Origin of the sequence: Kitasatospora sp. NPDC090308 (assembly GCF_044769485.1) — a bacterium.
GTDB lineage: Bacteria > Actinomycetota > Actinomycetes > Streptomycetales > Streptomycetaceae > Kitasatospora > Kitasatospora fiedleri.
In genome coordinates, this window is record NZ_JBIVXY010000002.1 from 199047 (window position 1) to 216663 (window position 17617).

Below are 17617 nucleotides of genomic sequence, written 5' to 3' on the forward strand. Positions count from 1 at the left end.
GGGTCGCCCCTCACAACCCCCCGCCCACCCACCCCCCCGGCCCGGGGGGGTCTTCCCGCGGCGGTCTTTATAAAATCTCAATAAAAAACCCCCCCCCCCCCCCCCCCCCCGGCCCGCCCCCCCCGCCCTCCTGCCGAACCGAACGCTAACGGCGTGCGCCGCTCATCGCGCGCCCACCCGACTGGCCACACCGCGCCCCGCGGCAGCGGGACGACCGGCCGGACCGCGCGAACCCGCGGGTGCCGACCTGCCCTGCTGCTGCTGGGCGGGCAGACCGTTCTGCACGTCCATCACCGCGTGGGCCACCATGCCGCCCAGCGGGTCGTACCTGATCAGGTCCCGCAGCCGGGAGCGCGAGGACCGCCCTTCGTTGCCCGGGTACAGGTGCTTGCCCAGGCCGACCGCGTGCGCCAGCGCCGCCAGCGCGGCCGTCCGCGGGTCCGGCGGCACGCCGGTGCGGATCGCCGTGTCCAGCCGCTGCTTGATCGCCGCGTTGGTGCAGTCGTCCGACGCCTGGTAGCGCGTCGTCGGCAGCACCCCGCAGACCTGGCCGGCCACAGCCGTCACCATGCCGCACCGTTCCAGGTGCGCCAGGTACGTCTGCCGGAGGCCCAGGCGCGGGCCACCGATCCAGTGCGCGGCGCGCACCGGACTGCCGCGCCGGCGCAACAGCTCCAGTGCGTGGTCAAGTGTCGGATCACCGGTCGGCCGTGGCACCACCACGGCGATCCGGTCCCCGTCCGGGACTATCCTTCCGGCCAGGGACAGCTCGACGAGCTGCGCCCCGGCAAGTCCGAGGTCGAGGGTCTGCGGCTGTGCGGTGGTACCCGTGGCCGGGTCCAGCGCGAGCAACAGCAGCTCCTCGGGAATGGTTCGACGGCCTCTGCCCATCCAAGCCTCCCCGCGTGGATGAATGACAGGGTGACGCCTCTCACACAGGCTTGTCGAGTACGCCTCCGAATCGTGACCTTGCCCGGGCAGGCTGGAACCGCCGTCCGACGGCGCCGCGTCTGACCGGGCAACAGCCCGTACGGGCAGGAAAAACCGCCGGTCGGGCGGGGTGCGGCGGGCCCTTGCGGGCTCGGTGCCGGAGACTGTACAGGTGCTGGGCCGGGCCGAGAACCCGCCCGAAAAAACCAGCTTGTGTGATCGGACCGGCGGTGCCGGGCGGACGAGGAGGAGTGGGTTACGTGGGCGAGTCCCCGCAGAGCGAGCGGCGCGACGGCGAGACGCGGTCGGCCGAGACCGAGGAGACCCCGCGCGAACCCGGCGAGCGCGCCGGGGGCAACGGCACTGTCCACCTGCGCGTCCGCGATGCGGACACCCGCACCGCCGCCCTCCGCCTCCCCGCCGACCTCCCCGAGGCGAGCGCCGCCCTCACCGACTCCCGTCCCACCCCTCGGGACGAGGACACCCCGGAATCCGAGACGGAATCGGCCCCGACACCCGCGCTGCCGGACCGGCCGGAGACGCGGGACGCGGAAGACGAAGGGGAAGAGGGCGCGGGAGCAGAGGAAGGGGAGGGCGCGGAGGCGGAAGCCGTTCCGGCCGGGCCGCAGCGGACGATGATGCTGCGGATGCCGGAGCTGCCCGAGACGGGGAGCGAGGACGGGGCCGCGCCTGCTGCTGAGCCCGAGGACGAGGACGAGGACGAAGCTGCGCCCGCCGGTGGGGCGAGTGCCGAGGACGAGGCCGCGCCGGCGGACGAGGGCGGTTCCGGTTCCGGTTCCGCCGCGAAGCCCGAGCCGACCATGATGCTCCGGCTGACGGACCTGCCCGAGGCCGCTGACGAGGGCGAGGGCGAGGGCGAGTCGGAGGGGAAGTCCGTTCCGGCCGGGCCGCAGCCGACCATGACCCTGCGGGCGGCGGGCCTGGCGGAGGCCGGTGCGGCGTCGGACCAGGGCAAGGCCGAGGACGCTGGGGCAGAGGACGAGGACGAGGGGGCCAAGGGCGAGGGTGGGTCGGAGGGGGAGTCCGTTCCGGTCGGGCCGCAGCCGACCATGACCCTGCGGGCGGCGGGCCTGGCGAAGGCCGAGGCCGCTGGGGCCGAGGACGGGGCCGAGGACGCGGAGCGGGCCGAGAGCGGCTCCGACGCCGAGCCCGCCGCGAAGCCCGATCCGACGATGACGCTGCGGGTCGACAAGGACCGTCCCGAGCAGACCGTGATGCTCCGGCTGCCCCCGGAGGCCGCGGCGCCCGGGTCGGAGCCGAAGGCCGGGCCGAAGCCCGCCCCGGCTGCTGCCGCGTCCGTCCCCGCGCCCGTTCGGGCGTCCGCGCCCGCCGCGCCCGCCGTTCCGCCGCCGGCGCCTGCCGAGCCCGGGCCGGAGAGCACCATCGAGGCGCTGGAGGTGCTGAAGTCGCTCAGCGCCCGTCCGATGACGCCGTTGCGCCGGGCGGTGAAGCGGATCACGGTCTGGGGCGTCTTCCTGGCCGTGGTGCTGGGCGTGCTGGTCGCGGCGCAGTTGCTGCGTCCGCTGCCGACGCCGAAGGCGAAGCTCTCGCTGGCGGACTCGTTCACCTTCGGGGGCGAGCAGCCGACCATCCCGTGGCCGACGAAGGGCCAGGCCGCGGCCGAGGTGGTGGGCGTGGGCAGCCTGGGGGCGTCGGGGGAGGAGACGCCGGTGCCGATCGCGTCCGTCACCAAGGTGATGAACGCGTACCTGATCCTCCAGGCGCACCCCTTGAAGAAGGGGGAGAGCGGCCCGGTGCTCACCGTGGACAAGCTGGCCGCGCAGGAGTCGGGCAACAACGACGAGTCGACGGTGCCGCTGACCGAGGGCCAGCAGCTCACCGAGTACGAGGCGCTGGAGATGCTGATGCTGCCGTCGGCCAACAACGTGGCCCGGCTGCTGGCCCGTTGGGACTCCGGCAGCGAGCCGGAGTTCGTGAAGAAGATGAACGACACCGCCGCGCAGCTCGGCATGGGCAACACCACGTACGCGGACGCGGCCGGGTACAGCAACGACACCAAGTCGACCGCGAAGGACCAGCTGAAGCTGGCCGAGAAGGCCATGCAGCTGGACATCTTCAAGCAGGTCATCGCCGAGCCGGACACCCGGTTCAACGGCCAGCGGATCTACAACACCAACAAGCTGCTGGGCAAGAACGGCATGATCGGCGGCAAGACCGGCTCCTCCACCCCCGCCCAGTCCTGCCTGATGTGGGCGGCGGTCAAGGAGATCGGCGGCGTGCAGCGGATGGTCCTCGGCGTGACGCTGGGCCAGCCCGCGACGAAGGAGGACCCGAGCCTGGTCACCGCCGCCCAGGCGCCCAGCCAGCGGATCAACGTCGCCGCGCAGACCGCGCTGGCCGGACAGACCCTGGCCAAGCAGGGCGACGTAGTCGGCCACGTGGACGACGGCGTGGGCGGCAAGGTGCCGGTGGTGGCGGCCAAGGACCTGACCGTCGCGGGCTGGAACGGCATCACCGCGCACCTGACCCTGACCCCGGTCGGGAAGATCGCCCACACCCTGCCGGCCGGCACCCAGGTCGGCACGATCGCGGCGGGCGAGGGCGACGGCCGGGTCGAGGTGCCGGTCGTCCTCCAGTCGGACCTGGCCCCGGCGTCCATCACCTCCCGCCTGCTGCGCCTCGGCTGAGGCCCCACCACGGCCCCACGGCCCCACGGCCCCACGACCCCAGGTCCCGCGCCCCGGCCCCGGTCCCCGTCCACTGCGGCGGGGACCGGGGCCGGGGCCGTTCCGGGGGAGGGGGAGGGGGAAGCGGAGGCGCGGGGCTACCAACTGCCGGGTTCGGTGCGGGTGCCGAGGGCGCGGGCCACGATCGGCTCCTCGGAGACCACCCGGCCCAGCACCAGTGCCAGGGTGATGGCGGTGAACAGCGCGATCAGCCAGGACAGCACGGTGAACACCACCCCGTACGGGCCGAACTTGTCGATCGACGCGGACATCGCGTGCGGCAGCCACACCTGCGAGGCGATGCCGAAGCCGACCTCGCCGACGCCGCACAGCACCGCGCCCGGCAGCAGCGGGTACCAGCGGACCCGGCCGCCGAGCAGCAGGTGCTGCGTCCACCACCACACGCCGGTGGAGGCCAGGAAGGTCAGCGGGACGCCCAGCCACAGGCCGGCGCCGAAGCCCTTGCGCAGCGGCACCTGGACGACCAGGAACACCAGCCACGCCAGCAGCCACACCACCCAGCGCCACAGGGCCAGCCGGGCGCTGTGTTTGGGCATCTCCCAGGCCCGTTCGCAGACCCGCTGGAGCGCCCGGCTCAGCGCGGTCGCGGACGCCAGGGTGACCAGCAGGCCGAGCACCCCGAAGCTCTGGCTGGCGCTGTCGTCGTGCGGGGTGTTCATCAGCAGCTGGACCTGCTGCTGGGCGGTGCCCTGCAGGCCGAGCTGTTCGCGCAGCGAGCCGGTGATGCTGTGCTTGAGCGTCGCGGGGGCGAACACCGCGACCACGAACAGGGCCGGCAGCGCGGACAGGAAGGCCTGCGCGGCCAGCCGGGTGGCGTTGTCCAGCAGGTTCACCCGGATCAGGTTGCTGACGGCCCGCCCGACCAGCGGGAAGCGCTCGGGGGCGCCCTTGGCGGTGGCGGTGAGGCGGGCCGCCCGCTCCTTCGCGGACTCCCACCGCCGGGGGCCCGGGTCGGGGTCCCGTCCAGCCCGTCGCAGTGACTCCGTCACGCCGCCACCTCCGCAAGCTCCGCCGGCCGGGAACTCCCATCGTCACCGGCCGGTGGAGTCGGAGGGCGGCCGCCTACTTCTTCCGGGTGAGCTTGGCGACCCGGTCGCCCACGCCCCAGGCGGTGACCCGCCACAGCGCCTCGACCACGATGTCGCGGCTCATCTTGGACGCGCCGTGCTCGCGCTCCACGAAGGTGATCGGCACCTCGGCGACCTTGAACCCGGCCCGCACCGCGCGCCAGGCCAGGTCGACCTGGAAGCAGTAGCCCTGCGAGGAGACCTGGTCCATGCCGAGGCCCAGCAGGGTCTCCTTGCGGAAGGCCCGGTAGCCGCCGGTGACGTCCCGGATCGGCACGTCCAGCATCAGCCGGGAGTAGGTGGAGCCGCCCTTGGACAGCAGCAGCCGCGACTTCGGCCAGTTCACCACCGCGCCGCCGGGCACCCAGCGGGAGCCCAGCACCAGGTCCGCGCCGCGCAGCGCGGTGAGCAGCCGGGGCAGCTCCTCCGGCTGGTGCGAGCCGTCCGCGTCCATCTCGACCAGCACGTCGTAGCCGCCGTCGATGCCCCAGTGGAAACCGGCCAGGTAGGCCGCGCCGAGGCCCTCCTTGCCCGGGCGGTGCAGCACCTTGACGTGCGGGTCGTCGGCGGCGAGGGCGTCGGCGAGCTTGCCGGTGCCGTCCGGGCTGTTGTCGTCCGCGACCAGCACGTGCGCCTCGGGGACGGCGGCGCGGACGCGGGACACGATCCGTTCGACGTTCTCGGCCTCGTTGTAGGTCGGGATGATCACCAGGATCTTGCCGAGTCCGGCGAACGGGGTCTCCGGGGAGGAGCTCACAGGTGGGTGCCTTTCAGGAGCGACTGGCCGGGGCGGCACACGGGTGCGCGCGACTTCCACGGTAGGTCACCCGGAGCGGTGCCCACGGCCACCGGGTGGGTCCGGGCGTCCGTCCGGGCGTCCGGCCCCCGGTCCGGCGGCGCGCGGGCGGTGTCAGGCGGGCACCGCCCGCAGGGCGCCCGGGTGGCGGCCGGCCAGCCGGTCGAGCGCGGCGGCGGTGGCCGGGTCGGCGGGCAGCTGGACCACCAGCCGCTGGTCGTCGTCGGCGGGCAGCTGGAGCGTCTCGTAGGCCAGCCGCAGCTCGCCGGCCTCCGGGTGGTGCAGCCGTTCGGTCCCGGTGGCGTCCGGCAGGCCGGGCAGCCGGGCCAGCCGGGTGGTGAACTCCGCGCCCGCGGCGAGCGCCAACTCGTCCATCAGCGCGGCGACTTGCCGGTCCGACCGACCCGGGCCCTGCTTGAGGGCGGCCACCTGCTGGTCAGCCGTCCGCGCCCAGTCCGGGTAGGCGGTCCGGGCCCGGGGGTCGGTGAAGACGTACCGGGCCAGGCTCGGCCGCTCGCCGTCCAGCAGACCGACCGGTCCGGCCAGCCGCCGGTAGGCGGCGGTGCAGGCGAGGATCTCGCCGAGCCGGTTGAGCACCAGCGCGGGGGCGGGTTCGAGGTGGTCGAGCAGCGCCCGGACGGCGGGGCGGACGGTGCGGTTCGGCGCGGCCCCGCCGGTGCAGGTGAAGGCGCCGCCCAGCGCCTTGCCCAGCCGGTGCAGGTGGACCCGTTCGGCCGTGCCCAGCCGCAGTGCGTCGGCCAGGGCGGAGAGCACCGGCACCGACGGGTGGCGGTCGCGCCCCTGCTCCAGCCGGGTCACGTACTCGACGCTGACCCCGGCCAGGGTGGCGAGCTCCGCCCGCCGCAGGCCGGGCGTCCGGCGGCGCGGGCCGGCCGGCAGCCCCACCTCGGCCGGGGTGACGGCCTCCCGGCGGGTGCGCAGGAACAGCCCCAACTCGTTGTCGCTCACCCCTCGAACGTAACAGCCCGGCCCCGTACGGAGGGTGGCCCCGGTACTACCAGCCTCCGTGCGGTCTCCCCGGCCGCTGCCGGGCCCGCGAGCCTGGTGGAGCGCCCCGTCCGGGGCGGCCGTTCCGTCCCAGGGAGTCAGGTCATGACCGATCAGCCGCTCAACCTCGCCGTGATCGTCGGCAGCGTCCGGGAGGGCCGGTTCGGCCCGGTGGTCGCCCGCTGGTTCGTCGACCGGGCCGAACGGCACGGCCGGTTCGCGGTCGACCCGGTCGACCTCGCCGAGATCCCGCTCCCGCTCGAACTCCCGGCCGTCCCACCGGCCCTGGAGCCGAACCCGTCCCGTCCCGCCGGGCTGGCCCGCCTCGCCGACCGGCTCGCCGCCGCCGACGCCGTGGTGGTGGTCACCCCCGACTACAACCGCAGCTTCCCCGCCTCGCTGAAGGCCGCCATCGACTGGCACCACACCCAGTGGCAGGCCAAGCCGATCGGCTTCGTCGGCTACAGCGGGGCCAGCGGCGGCCTGCTCGCCATCGAGCAACTCCGGCAGGTCTTCAACGAGTTGCAGGCCCACACGGTCCGGGACTACGTCTCCTTCCCGCGCTACTACGCGCTCTTCGGCCCGGACGGCACCCCGCTCGACCCGGACGGACCGAACGCCGCCGCCCAGGCGATGCTCGACCAACTCGACTGGTGGGGCTCGGTCCTGCGCGACGCCCGCCGCGACCGCCCGCGCACCGCGCGCTGACCCCGTGGCGTCCGACGCACCCCCTGGCCGCGGCCGTCCCCGGCGGGTCAGGCGGTGTCGGCGCTGGCGGTTCCGGCGTCGGCGGGGGTCTCCGGGCGGGCGCGGAACTTGTGCAGGCGGCGCGGCGGGACGACGGTCGGCAGGATCAGCTCCCACATGTCGCCGACCCGGCGGGAGAGTTCGGTCCGGTGGTCGAGGACGCCGGAGACCAGCTGGATGCCGGTGAAGGAGCTGATCACGAAGCGGGCCAGGTCGGCGGGGACGACCGTGGCGCGCAGGTCGCCGACCCGGTGCGCCTCGGTGAGCAGCTGCTCGATCACCTCGATCCAGCGCAGGTAGGGCCCGGGGTCGGGCTCGGTGAACGCCTGCTCGATGACCAGCCGGATGCTGGCCTGCATCATCGGGTCCTCGCGCAGCGAGCGCCCGATCCCGTGGCTGAGGTCGATCGCGGCCTGCAGCGCGGGGCCCTCGGGCAGCGGGGCGGCCTCGCCGTCCGCGGCGGGGGCGAACTGCTCGTTGACGACGGCCCGGGCGAGCTCCTCCTTGGAGGAGAAGTGGAAGTAGAGCGCTCCCTTGGTGACGCCCGCCTCGGCGAGGATCTGGGCGAGGCTCGTCCCCAGGTAGCCGTTGACGGCGAACACCCGGGCGGCCGCGTCCAGCACCGTCCGACGGGTCTGCAGGGCGCGTTCTTGCTTGAGCACGTGCGGTCCTTCCCCAACCTGTGAGCGACCCGGCCAACATTTCACATCGGGGCCCGGAAAATAAACCGCTCGCAAGGTATTCAACTTTTGAACCGGCGCCAGCCAGGGTGCAGGACCGCTCCAGGTCACGCGCGTACCACTGGGACCGGACACGGCCGTCGACCGTTCCGATGGTTCGTTCGGAGCCCACCGGGGCGCCCGTACCGGGAGTGCCGGGCTACGGCGTCAGCACGATCCGGCCGAAGACCTCGCCCGCGTCCATCTTCCGGTGCGCCGCCACGGCTTCGTCCAGCGGCAGCAGTTCGTACACCACCGCCTCGATCTCGCCGCGGACGGCCGCGGCGAACAACTCGCCGCGCACGGCGCTCAGTTCGGCCGGGGGGACGGTGGACGCGCTGAAGGCGGCGAAGGACGGCGACTTCCGGAACGCCGCCATGATCCTCGTGCCGAAGTCGGCGGGCGGCTGACCTGCGACCGCACCCAGGGCCACCAGGCGGCCGTTCGGGTCGAGCCGGTCGAGGAAGGACGGCAGGTCCGCCCCGGCCACCACGTCGAGGATGACGTCGTAGCCCGCGGGAGCCGTCCCCCCGCCGTCGCCGCTGCGGTCCAGCACGTGGGTCGCGCCGAGGCGGCGCAGCCGGGCGCCGCGTCCGGCGGACGAGGTGGTGACCGCCACGGCGGCGGCACCGGCGCGGGCGGCGAGTTGCACGGCCATGATCCCGATGCCGCCGGCCGCGCCGCGGACCAGGACCTTCTCGCCGGGGACGAAACGGGCGTGGCGGAGCCCGAAGTGGGCCACCGCGCCGGAGCCGCCGAGCGTCACCGCCGCCGCGGCGGACAGGCCGTCGGGCAGCGGGACGACCTGCTCGACCGGCACCACGGCCTGTTCGGCGTACCCGCCGCCGGTGCCGGTGGGGCCCCACACCCGCCGGCCGGTCCACGCCGCGTCGACGCCGTCGCCGACCGCGGTCACGGTGCCCGCCACCTCGCCGCCCGGGACGTGGCCCGCCCGGAAGCCGTAGGCGGCCAGCGCCCCGCTCCGGACGACGGTGTCGACGCCGCCGACGCCCACCGCCTCGGTGGCCACCAGGACCTGCCCGGCCGCCGGCGCGGGCACCGGCAGGTCCACGACGGCCAGGCCGTCCGGGCCGCCGAAGCTCCGGATCGAGATCGCTTTCAACAGGGCCTCCAGGTCTCCGGTTCGGTCGAGCGTGCGAGCCGCTCCCCACGTCCCGGACGGTAACGGACGCCCCCGTCCGGCTGGCTAAAGTGAGAGCGGTGACCGACCGTCTGCCTCAGGTCCGGCGCTCCGACGCGCTGGACAACCGCGCCCGCATCCTCGACGCCGCCCGCGCGCTGTTCTCCACCGACGGCCTGGACGTGCCGATGCGGGAGGTCGCCCGCCGCGCCTCGGTGGGGCCCGCCACCCTGTACCGGCACTTCCCGACCAAGCGGACGCTGCTCGCCGAGACCTTCGCCGACCAACTGCACGCCTGCCGCGCCATCGTCGACGAGGGGTGCGCCGACCCCGACCCGTGGCGCGGCCTGTGCCTGGTGATCGAGCGGATCTGCGAACTGCACGCCCGCGACCGGGGCTTCACCGAAGCCTTCCTCTCCGGCTACCCGGAGGTGGCGGACGCCGCCGCGGGCCGCGCCCACACGGTGAAGGCGGTCGCCGGACTGGCCCGGCGGGCGCAGCAGGCCGGGCGCCTGCGCCCCGACTTCGTCCTGGACGACCTGATCCTCGTCCTCATGGCCAACAAGGGCATCCACGCCGCCTCGACCACCGCCCGGGTCAGAGCCTCCCGCCGCTTCGCCGCGCTGGCCGTCCAGGCCCTCGAAGCCTGCCCGCGCCACGCCCCCCTGCCACCGCCGGCCCGACTGGCGCCCGCACCGCCCCCCGACCCGTCGCTGTAGCGGGAGCAGGCCCCCGCCCGGCACCGCGAAGCACGAAACCCCAGCTCGCACCCCCACGACGGCGGGAGCCCGGGTAGTTCACTCCGCCGCTCCACGCCGATCCGCTACGCTGTTCACGTCAGTGGCCAGGCCAGGCCGGATGTCCGCCCGGGAAACCGTCGCGCACACCCGCAGACCCCCACCGACCGACGAGCCCGCACCCCGAGGCCGAAGACCCGCCCGCCGGACCTTCGCCGAGGACCCTCCGCGGGCCCCCGCCTCAGTAGCTCAGGGGATAGAGCACGGCTCTCCTAAAGCCGGTGTCGCAGGTTCGAATCCTGCCTGGGGCACGAGCGTGACCGCAGGCCCTCCGCCCACCCGGGTCGGGGGGCCTGCGGCGTTCTCCGCGGCCGGTGCCGGCGGGGCCGTCACGGTCCGGTGGGTGGGGCGAACAGGGCGCGGACGGTGGTGGTGGCCAGGTCGCGGAGCCAGGTGTGGGCGCGGTCGTCGTCGTGGCGCTGGTGCCAGCGGAGGTGGAGGGGGGCGTCGGGGAGGGGGAGCGGCGGGGTCAGGGTGGTGAGGCCGAGCCGTTCCCGGGTGGTGCGGGTGACCGCGTCGGGGAGGGTGACGACCAGGTCGGTGTCGCAGGCGAGTTGCAGGGCGAAGGCGGTGGTGGGGCCGGCGGCGACGACGTGGCGGGTGAGGCCGTGGGCGGCGAGTGCGTCGTCGATCGGGTCGTGCAGGCTGCCGCGGCGCGACACGGTGAGGTGTTCGGCGGACGCGTAGCGCTCGACGCTCAGCGGTTCCTCGGTGAGCGGGTGGCCCGGCCGGACGGCGACGACCAGCCGGTCGGTGCCGACCAGGCGGTGGCGGATGTCGGGGAGGGCCGGGACGCCGGAGCTCGATTCGAGGTCGACCTCGCCCCGGCGCAACTCGGCGTCGTCCGAACCGGGTTCGGCCGGCAGGCGTAGTCGGACGCCGGGGGCCTGGCGGTGGACGGCGGTGATCAGGGCGGTGCCGCAGGCGGCGGTCAGGGCGTCGTGCCAGCGCAGGGTGAACACCCGGTCCAGGGCGGCGAGATCGAGTTCCTGCTGCGCGGAGAGCAGGTGGTGGGCCTGCTGCACGAGGACGTGGACCTGGGCGCGCATGGCCAGCGCGCGGGTGGTGGGGACCATGCTGCGGCCGGTGCGGACCAGGATCTGGTCGCCGGTGGCCTTGCGGATGCGGCCCAGGGAGCGGCTCATCGCCGGTGCGGTGACGTGCAGGCGGGCCGCGGCACCGGCGACGCTGCCCTCCTCCAGCAGTGCGTCGAGGGCGGTGAGCAGGTTCAGATCCAGTTGCATGGCAGTAACTCTACGAGTGAACAGCATGCACTTGTTGTTAACGATCGGGAAGCCTACCGTCGAAGTGCGGGCGCGGAACGAACCGCCCGCCCACCTCGACCCCAGGGAGACCGCCATGAGCACCGCCATGCCTTTCGCCGCCGACACCACGCTCCTGCCCGAGGTGACCGCGGCGGTGAAGAGCGCGGGCCGCACCCTGCGCGACCGCCACACCCCGCACGCCCGGGGCGTGAGCCTGGACGAGATCGTCGCGGAGATCCACGCCAACGACGACGCGGTGCTGGACGTGCTGCGGGAGCCGCTGCTGCGGGCCCGGCCGGGATCGCGGTGGGCCGAGGACGAGTTGGCCGGCGGCGCGCTCCCGTCCGGGGAGTGGTGGGTCGTCGACCCCGCCGAGGGCAACATCAACCACGTCCACGGCATGGACGACTGGGCCGTGACCGCCACCCTGGTCCGCGACAACCGGCCGGTGCTCACCGTCGTCCACCTGCCGCTGACCGGCCACACCTACACCGCCGTCGCCGGCGGCGGCGCCCGCCTCGACGGCCGGCCGCTGGCGGTGTCCGCCAAGACCGACCTGGGCGCCGCGCTCGTCGGCACCGGCCAGGCCCGGCCCGGCGAGGACGAGCGCACCTTCCGGCGGATCGGCGACTCGGTCACCGCGATGCTCGTCAACGGCCTGGTCGTACGGGTGTCCGTCCCCGCGACGATGCAGCTCATCCACGTCGCGGCCGGACGCACGGACGCCTTCTGGCAGTTCTCCGACGTCCGCTCCGGCCTGGTCGCGGGGGCGCTGCTGGTCTCCGAGGCCGGCGGCACCGTCACCGACCTGGCGGGCGAGCCCTGGACCGCGGGCAGCCGCGACTTCCTGGCCGCCGCCCCCGGCCTCCACGCCGCCGCCCTCGACGTCCTGTCACCGCTCGCCTGACCCGGGCACCCCCGTCCCGCCCGCCCCCGTCCCGCCCACCCCCGTCCCGCCCACCCCTCCCACCGCAAGGAGCACCACCCCATGACCAGCATCGGCATCCTGGGCGCCGGCCGCGTCGGCACCCACCTGGCCGCCAAGCTCTCCGCCGCCGGACACCGGGTCACCCTCGGCGTCCGGAACCCGACGGAGACCGCCTCCCCCGGCGCCGTTCCACCGACCACCATCGCCGACCAGCGCACCACCGCCCGCACCGCGGACATCGTGATCAACGCGACGCCCGGCGACACCGCGCTGGCCCGCCTCACCGACCTGCGCGCCGAACTCGCCGGAAAACTCCTCGTCGACATCTCCAACGCCACCCGCGACGCCGACGACGGCCTGCCCGGCGAGCTGTGCTACCCCGGCAGCAGCCTCGCCGAACGACTCCAGGCCGCCCTCCCCGACACCCGGGTGGTCAAGACGCTCAACACCATGCTGTTCACGGTCATGACCGCCCCCGAGACCCTGGCCGCCCCGCCGACCGCCTACCTCTCGGGCGACGACCCGGACGCGAAGCGGACCGTCACCGGCCTGCTCGGCGACCTGGGCTGGCAGCCCGCCTGGATCGAGGACCTCGGCGGCATCACCACGGCCCGCGCCACCGAGGCCATGGTCCTCGTCGTCCCGCACGTCCTGCGCCTGCACGGCTTCGCGCCCTTCGCGGTCTCCCTCGCCCGCTGAGCCGCGCGGCCGGGGCGGTGACGTCCCGTGATCGATTCATTCCACCGACAGGGCGTCAATTCCTCTCTTACTGAACGTCATTGACCCAGGAGAGAGCGAATCCGCCCGCTTCGATCAAGGGGTGAGGAGTGTGTTACGTTCCGTGTCCAGACCGCGAAATAGTGGACCCCGGCGGTGCTACCAACACCCCGGGGCCTGGCACTAGGAGCAACAGACTCCCCATGCACATCCATCGTAGCGCGCGCATGCGCGGGTTCGACCCCTTCCCGGAGCTTCGGCCCGAACGTTCCGGGCTCTCCAAGGGCGCGTTCGGGCTCGCGGTCCAGATCCTCACCAGCCCCACCGGCTGCGACGCGGACGGCCGACAGCTCGCCGAACAGGGTCCGGACGGGCGGGCGGGGATCGCCAGGATGCTCCGGGAGTTGAAGAAGGCCGGGTTCTACTGGGTCATCACGTTCCGGCTCCCGGACGGACGGATCATCAGCCAGTCCCACCTCTTCGACACTCCGCAGCACGTCGCGCCGGATCCCATCCCCCCGGGTCCCGGCGGCCCCGGGTCCGGGGCACCTGACGTCCTATGGAAAACCCGGGAGGGAAAACCCTCCCTCCCGGCCGCCAGGACGGCCGCCGAGCCCGAACCGGAGCCGGAGCCGGAGCCGCAACCGGAATCTGCGCCCGCACCCGAACCCGGACCCCAGCCCGGACCCCAGCCCGGACCCGAGCCCGAAGTGCCCGCCGAGTCGCGGGCGGCAGCGGCCCTGCTGCACCGGGTGGTCCGGCCGGAGCCCCGGCTGCGGATCGGCGAGGTGGAGGCGCTGGAGCTGGCCCCGCTGGTGGCGGAGTGGGTGCGACGCGGCAGCACCCCCGAGGACCTGTCGCGGGCCCTGGTGCCCGGCCTGCCGGCGTTCATGTACTCGGCGGCGGCCGTCCTGCGGGACCGCCTGTCGCGCAAGATGCCGCCCGAACCGGGCCTGCTCCCGGAGACCCCGGCGATCGCAGCCGCCAAGTCGGCCCGGCCGAGGTCGAGTTACGCCGAGTGCGCCAAGTGCCATGACCCGGTGCCCAACCCGGGCATCTGCGGCCCCTGCGCGGGCCTGGCCCCCAGGCCGATCGCGGTCGGCACCGGCTCGGCCGCCGTCCGAGCCGGAGCCCAGCGCGCCCGAGCCGCCCTGCGCTCCGCCCGCGACACACTCCCGATCGCCCACCGCCCGGCCCCGGCAGGCACGTGACGCAGGCCCGACACCCGCCCCACCGAAACCCCCGGAACGGGTAACCCACCGACCGGGCGGGTCCCCCGTACGAGCGACCCCCGCCACCCCGCCCAGACACCCGGCCACCGCCCGACACCCGGCACGCCGGACTGCAAACCACCAGGCAGGGAAGCACAACCCACCCAGGCCCCCACCGCCGGCGGCCCCCGCCACCCCGTGACAGCCCCACTTGCATCCCGCGCGAACAGCCCCCTTCGCGCGCCGGGCCCGAGCCCGCGACACCGGCTTCAGGAGAGCCGTGCTCCGGGTCCGGAGGTCGGAGAGCGGGTGCGGGCTTCTGGGCGTGAGGGGAAATTTTGCCTCTGGGGCAATGAGGTTCTTGAAGTGTCAACAGGTTGTTTAAGGTCGTGTGGACCGTACTGCCTGATCAGGGAGCCTTCGCATGTCCGTCGTCTCGAACGTCGTCGCGCTGGGAAGTCGGGTGTGGCATGCGGTGCGGGCCGGGAGTTTTGCCATGGGGGCACTGTTGGTGTTGGTGGCGGTGGGGGGCGCGTTGCACCAGGCGGTGTTGATACCGCCGTTGGCGGCGAGTGCGGCGTTGGTGCACGGGGCGCCAGGGTTGCCGATCTCGCAGCCGCGGAACCTGGTGGGTGGGCAGTTGTTGTCGGCTGCGGTGGGGTTCGGGGTGCTGGCGGTGGTCGGGGCGGGGCCGTGGGCGGCGGCGGTGGCGGGTGGGGTGGCGCTGGGGGCGATGCTGGTCGCGCGGGTGCCGCACTCGCCGGCGGCGGCGACTGCGGTGATCGTGGTCCTGCAGTCCCCGCGTCCGGTGGTCTTCCTGCCGTTGCTGGCGCTCGCCACCGCTGTGCTGGTTCTCTTCGGGTTGCTCCCGCACCGGGTCGGCGGTCATCCGGTGCGTTATCCCGTCGCCTGGTGAGGCGCCGTCCGGAGGTGGGCGCGGGGCCTCAGTGGCAGCGGTCGGCGGGAGGGGAGATCGGGACGCGGGGCTGCCGGGCGTCGATCAGGGGGGTGGTCGTGGGGGTGGTGTCCTCGGGGCCGGTGGGGAGTTCGGCCCAGACCACCTTGCCGTTCGGCGGGGTGCGGTAGTAGCCCCAGCGGGAGGAGAGTTCGTCGACCAGGTGCAGGCCGCGGCCGCCGGTGGCGTCGGGCCCGGTTTCGCGGGGGCGGGGCGGGCGCGGGTCCTGGTCGCCGACCTGCACCAGCAGGTGGTCGTCGCGGAGGGCCAGGGAGAGGGTGAAGCCGCTCGGCCCGCCGCGGGCCCGGACCGCGTTGGTGGCCAGCTCGGAGACCACCAGCCGGGCGGCGTCGGAGAGCCCGTCCCGGGCGTGCCAGCAGTGCAGCACCAGGACGGTGTGGCGGCGGGCCCCGGCGACCGACTCCGGGGTGCTGTCGAGCGTCAGCAGGCTGAGTCGTGGCCGGCTTCGGGACATCGCGGGCCTCCCGGTGGGACGCGTACGGGCACCCGCCGACGGCAGGAGACGGCCCGCACGGACCAGCCTCCGCCGGAACGCCGACGGCCCGCCACGGCCGGAAGTCCCCCGGGGCGCGGGCACTTCGGGACGGGCGGGCCGGTCGGAGGTGGGTAAGCGGCGTTAACCGACGCTGGATCAGCCGCGCGCGGACTCAGCCCCGGCGGACTCAGCCCCGGCGGGCTCAGCCCCGGCGGGCTCAGCCCCGGCGGGGCTCCCAGCGCAGCAGGCGGCGGGAGAGCATCGCGGCGGCGGCCAGCCAGGCGGCGAGCAGCAGCAGCGAGGGCCCGGCCGCCGTCCAGCCGTGCAGCAGGTCCAGGCGGGGGAGCGGGCCGCCCGCCCAGGTCTCCGGGCCGAAGCCGCGGCCGAACCAGGCCGTCCGCAGCCCCCGGATCACGGGGGAGAGCGGCAGCGCCCCGGCGGGCCCGCGCAGCCAGTCGGGCAGGCCCGCGACCGGGGTGAACACGCCCGCGCCGAACATGCACAGCACCAGCACCGGCGTCGCCACCAGCGGCGCGGACTCGGCGGACGGGGTCACCCCGGACAGCGCCACCGCCAGCACCGAGAACAGCAGGTAGCCGCCGAGCAGGGTGAGCAGCAGCAGCGCCGGATCGGCCGGCAGCGGCGCGCCGAACCAGCCCACCGCGACACCGCCCAGCACCAGCGCCTGGATCAGCACCACCACCCCGCCCGCGCCCAGCTGCCCCGCGAAGATCGCGCTCGGCGGGCACTCGGTGCCGCGCAGCCGCTTCAGCACCAGCTCCTCGCGGCGCGACACCACGCTGCCCAGCAGGTTGACGAACGAGGTCACCAGGGCCAGCCCGAGCAGCCCCACCGCCACGTACCCGGCGGCGTTCACCCCGCCGATCTCCTTGTCGCGCAGCGGCGCGGCGATCACCAGGTTGAGCAGCACCGGCAGCAGGAACCCGATGAAGGTGGAGCGCCGGTTGCGCCAGAACACCTTCCAGGACAGGCCGAACTGGCCCTTGGCGTACGTGAACCAGCTCATCGGGACGCTCCTGCGGTGGTGGTGGTGGCGGGCGTGGGGGTGGGGGCGGGAGTGGCGTGGTCGTGGTCGGCGAGGTCGAGGAAGACGTCCTCCAGCGAACTGGCGCGCACCTCCAGGCCGTCCAGCTCGACGCCCCGGGAGGCCGCCCAGGCGTGCAGCGCGGCCAGCGCGGGCGCCGAGCGGGGCACCCGGTAGACCGCTCGGCCGTCCGCCGAGGTGGGTGCGCTGCCCAGCAGTTCGGGCAGGGCGGCGAGGTCGCCGCCGGGCGGCAGCGGGAGGGTGATCAGGTCGCCGCGGCCGGACAGCACCTCGGCGACGGTGCCGGTGGCGGCGATCACGCCCCGGTCCATGATGGCCACCCGGTCGGCCAACTGCTGGGCCTCCTCCAGGTAGTGGGTGGTCAGCACCACCGTGGTGCCCGCCGCCCGCAGCTCCTCGACCAGCCGCCAGGTGGCGCGCCGGGCCTCCGGGTCCATGCCGGTGGTCGGCTCGTCCAGGAACAGCAGCTCCGGGTCGTTCAGCACGGCCAGCGCCAGGTCCAGGCGGCGGCGCTCGCCGCCGGACAGCTGGGAGACCCGGGTGCCCGCCTTCGGCTCCAGCGCGACCCGCGCCAGCACCTCGGCGGTCGGCCGGGCCCGGCTGGTGAAGGAGCGCCAGCAGTCGACGGTCTCCTTGACCGTCAACTCCTTGAAGAACCCGCCCTCCTGGAGCATCGTCCCGGTGCGCCGGCGGACCTTCGGGCCCGCCGTGAACGGGTCCAGGCCGAAGACCCGGACGTGCCCGGAGGTCGGCGGGTGGTAGCCCTCCAGCACCTCCAGGGTGGTGGTCTTGCCCGCACCGTTGGTGCCGAGCAGGGCGAACAGTTCGCCGCGGGCGAGGGAGAAGGAGATGCCGCGCACCGCCTCGTAATCGCCGTAGCTGCGCCGCAGGTCCACTACCTCCACGGCCGGGGAATTCTCGGAAAGAGGTGTCATGTATGCAGCGTGACGGGTCCGGGCGGGGAACGGCAAGTAGCGCATCGCCGCAGGTCAGAACACGTGCAAAATGTCATCTCGGGTGGTGACATTTGCGTCCGTCGGAATCT

At 74.4% G+C, this 17617-nt stretch carries 17 protein-coding genes and 1 tRNA gene; 8 read left to right on the forward strand and 10 right to left on the reverse strand.

Features of this window, described 5'->3' with window-relative positions:
- Window positions 1-162 precede the first annotated feature (162 nt).
- On the reverse strand, window positions 163-891 hold the full coding sequence (locus tag ACIQVD_RS04895; RefSeq protein WP_014137624.1) for a GPP34 family phosphoprotein: 729 nt from the start codon (window positions 889-891) through the stop codon (window positions 163-165).
- 299 nt (window positions 892-1190) lie between these two features.
- Between ACIQVD_RS04895 and ACIQVD_RS04900 the strand changes: the two genes are divergently transcribed.
- On the forward strand, window positions 1191-3599 hold the full coding sequence (locus tag ACIQVD_RS04900) for a hypothetical protein (protein WP_402286067.1): 2409 nt from the start codon (window positions 1191-1193) through the stop codon (window positions 3597-3599).
- A 137-nt stretch (window positions 3600-3736) separates the two neighbouring features.
- Here the strand turns inward: ACIQVD_RS04900 and ACIQVD_RS04905 are convergent, their stop codons facing one another.
- From ACIQVD_RS04905 to ACIQVD_RS04915, 3 genes are all read right to left on the reverse strand, one after another.
- Entirely contained in the window at window positions 3737-4648 is a 912-nt protein-coding gene (locus ACIQVD_RS04905) for a ribonuclease BN (protein ID WP_400682370.1), read from the reverse strand.
- A gap of 73 nt (window positions 4649-4721) precedes the next feature.
- Window positions 4722-5483 carry a polyprenol monophosphomannose synthase gene (locus tag ACIQVD_RS04910; RefSeq protein ID WP_402286069.1) on the reverse strand — a complete coding sequence of 254 codons (762 nt, stop codon included), beginning with the start codon at window positions 5481-5483 and terminating at the stop codon, window positions 4722-4724.
- A 153-nt stretch (window positions 5484-5636) separates the two neighbouring features.
- Window positions 5637-6491 carry a helix-turn-helix domain-containing protein gene (locus tag ACIQVD_RS04915; protein ID WP_400682367.1) on the reverse strand — a complete coding sequence of 285 codons (855 nt, stop codon included), beginning with the start codon at window positions 6489-6491 and terminating at the stop codon, window positions 5637-5639.
- A gap of 144 nt (window positions 6492-6635) precedes the next feature.
- Between ACIQVD_RS04915 and ACIQVD_RS04920 the strand changes: the two genes are divergently transcribed.
- Complete coding sequence (locus tag ACIQVD_RS04920) at window positions 6636-7238, forward strand: NADPH-dependent FMN reductase (RefSeq protein ID WP_402286072.1); 603 nt, start codon at window positions 6636-6638, stop codon at window positions 7236-7238.
- Between the two features lie 47 nt (window positions 7239-7285).
- Here ACIQVD_RS04920 and ACIQVD_RS04925 read toward each other — a convergent pair whose 3' ends face one another.
- Together ACIQVD_RS04925 and ACIQVD_RS04930 are read right to left on the reverse strand one after the other, a co-directional pair.
- A complete protein-coding gene (locus ACIQVD_RS04925) occupies window positions 7286-7939 on the reverse strand; it encodes a ScbR family autoregulator-binding transcription factor (protein ID WP_402286074.1) in 654 nt (217 codons plus the stop codon).
- 217 nt (window positions 7940-8156) lie between these two features.
- Window positions 8157-9119: a zinc-binding dehydrogenase gene (locus ACIQVD_RS04930; RefSeq protein ID WP_402286076.1), complete on the reverse strand. Its 963-nt coding sequence runs from the start codon at window positions 9117-9119 to the stop codon at window positions 8157-8159.
- Between the two features lie 98 nt (window positions 9120-9217).
- On the opposite strand from ACIQVD_RS04930, the gene ACIQVD_RS04935 reads away from it, so the two are divergent.
- Window positions 9218-9856 carry a TetR/AcrR family transcriptional regulator gene (locus tag ACIQVD_RS04935; RefSeq protein WP_400682360.1) on the forward strand — a complete coding sequence of 213 codons (639 nt, stop codon included), beginning with the start codon at window positions 9218-9220 and terminating at the stop codon, window positions 9854-9856.
- Window positions 9857-10112: 256 nt separating this feature from the next.
- Window positions 10113-10185: transfer RNA gene (locus ACIQVD_RS04940), tRNA-Arg, on the forward strand.
- A gap of 78 nt (window positions 10186-10263) precedes the next feature.
- On the opposite strand, the gene ACIQVD_RS04945 is transcribed toward ACIQVD_RS04940, so the two are convergent.
- Complete coding sequence (locus ACIQVD_RS04945) at window positions 10264-11178, reverse strand: LysR substrate-binding domain-containing protein (protein WP_402286079.1); 915 nt, start codon at window positions 11176-11178, stop codon at window positions 10264-10266.
- Window positions 11179-11293: 115 nt separating this feature from the next.
- Between ACIQVD_RS04945 and ACIQVD_RS04950 the strand changes: the two genes are divergently transcribed.
- The 4 genes from ACIQVD_RS04950 to ACIQVD_RS04965 all read left to right on the forward strand — a co-directional run bounded on the left by ACIQVD_RS04950 (window position 11294) and on the right by ACIQVD_RS04965 (window position 14971).
- Window positions 11294-12106, forward strand: a complete 813-nt coding sequence (locus ACIQVD_RS04950) for an inositol monophosphatase family protein (RefSeq protein ID WP_402286082.1) — start codon at window positions 11294-11296, stop codon at window positions 12104-12106.
- An 81-nt stretch (window positions 12107-12187) separates the two neighbouring features.
- Window positions 12188-12826 carry an NADPH-dependent F420 reductase gene (locus ACIQVD_RS04955; RefSeq protein ID WP_402286084.1) on the forward strand — a complete coding sequence of 213 codons (639 nt, stop codon included), beginning with the start codon at window positions 12188-12190 and terminating at the stop codon, window positions 12824-12826.
- A 728-nt stretch (window positions 12827-13554) separates the two neighbouring features.
- Complete coding sequence (locus tag ACIQVD_RS04960) at window positions 13555-14055, forward strand: hypothetical protein (protein WP_402286087.1); 501 nt, start codon at window positions 13555-13557, stop codon at window positions 14053-14055.
- 424 nt (window positions 14056-14479) lie between these two features.
- A complete protein-coding gene (locus ACIQVD_RS04965; RefSeq protein WP_402286090.1) occupies window positions 14480-14971 on the forward strand; it encodes an HPP family protein in 492 nt (163 codons plus the stop codon).
- A 28-nt stretch (window positions 14972-14999) separates the two neighbouring features.
- Here the strand turns inward: ACIQVD_RS04965 and ACIQVD_RS04970 are convergent, their stop codons facing one another.
- The 3 genes from ACIQVD_RS04970 to ACIQVD_RS04980 form a co-directional block, all read right to left on the reverse strand.
- On the reverse strand, window positions 15000-15485 hold the full coding sequence (locus ACIQVD_RS04970) for an ATP-binding protein (RefSeq protein WP_402286092.1): 486 nt from the start codon (window positions 15483-15485) through the stop codon (window positions 15000-15002).
- Between the two features lie 238 nt (window positions 15486-15723).
- Window positions 15724-16533: an ABC transporter permease gene (locus ACIQVD_RS04975; RefSeq protein ID WP_400682342.1), complete on the reverse strand. Its 810-nt coding sequence runs from the start codon at window positions 16531-16533 to the stop codon at window positions 15724-15726.
- A complete protein-coding gene (locus ACIQVD_RS04980; RefSeq protein ID WP_402286095.1) occupies window positions 16530-17507 on the reverse strand; it encodes an ABC transporter ATP-binding protein in 978 nt (325 codons plus the stop codon). The genes ACIQVD_RS04975 and ACIQVD_RS04980 overlap by 4 nt, the downstream gene beginning before the upstream one ends.
- Between the last annotated feature and the right edge of the window lie 110 nt (window positions 17508-17617).

Coding starts and splice junctions, on each gene's coding strand:
- ACIQVD_RS04945 (WP_402286079.1), bottom strand. CDS start 11,178: ATGCAACTGGATCTGAACCTGCTCACCGCCCTCGACGCACTGCTGGAG.
- ACIQVD_RS04970 (WP_402286092.1), bottom strand. CDS start 15,485: ATGTCCCGAAGCCGGCCACGACTCAGCCTGCTGACGCTCGACAGCACC.
- ACIQVD_RS04950 (WP_402286082.1), top strand. CDS start 11,294: ATGAGCACCGCCATGCCTTTCGCCGCCGACACCACGCTCCTGCCCGAG.
- ACIQVD_RS04895 (WP_014137624.1), bottom strand. CDS start 891: ATGGGCAGAGGCCGTCGAACCATTCCCGAGGAGCTGCTGTTGCTCGCG.
- ACIQVD_RS04980 (WP_402286095.1), bottom strand. CDS start 17,507: ATGACACCTCTTTCCGAGAATTCCCCGGCCGTGGAGGTAGTGGACCTG.
- ACIQVD_RS04920 (WP_402286072.1), top strand. CDS start 6,636: ATGACCGATCAGCCGCTCAACCTCGCCGTGATCGTCGGCAGCGTCCGG.
- ACIQVD_RS04975 (WP_400682342.1), bottom strand. CDS start 16,533: ATGAGCTGGTTCACGTACGCCAAGGGCCAGTTCGGCCTGTCCTGGAAG.
- ACIQVD_RS04965 (WP_402286090.1), top strand. CDS start 14,480: ATGTCCGTCGTCTCGAACGTCGTCGCGCTGGGAAGTCGGGTGTGGCAT.
- ACIQVD_RS04955 (WP_402286084.1), top strand. CDS start 12,188: ATGACCAGCATCGGCATCCTGGGCGCCGGCCGCGTCGGCACCCACCTG.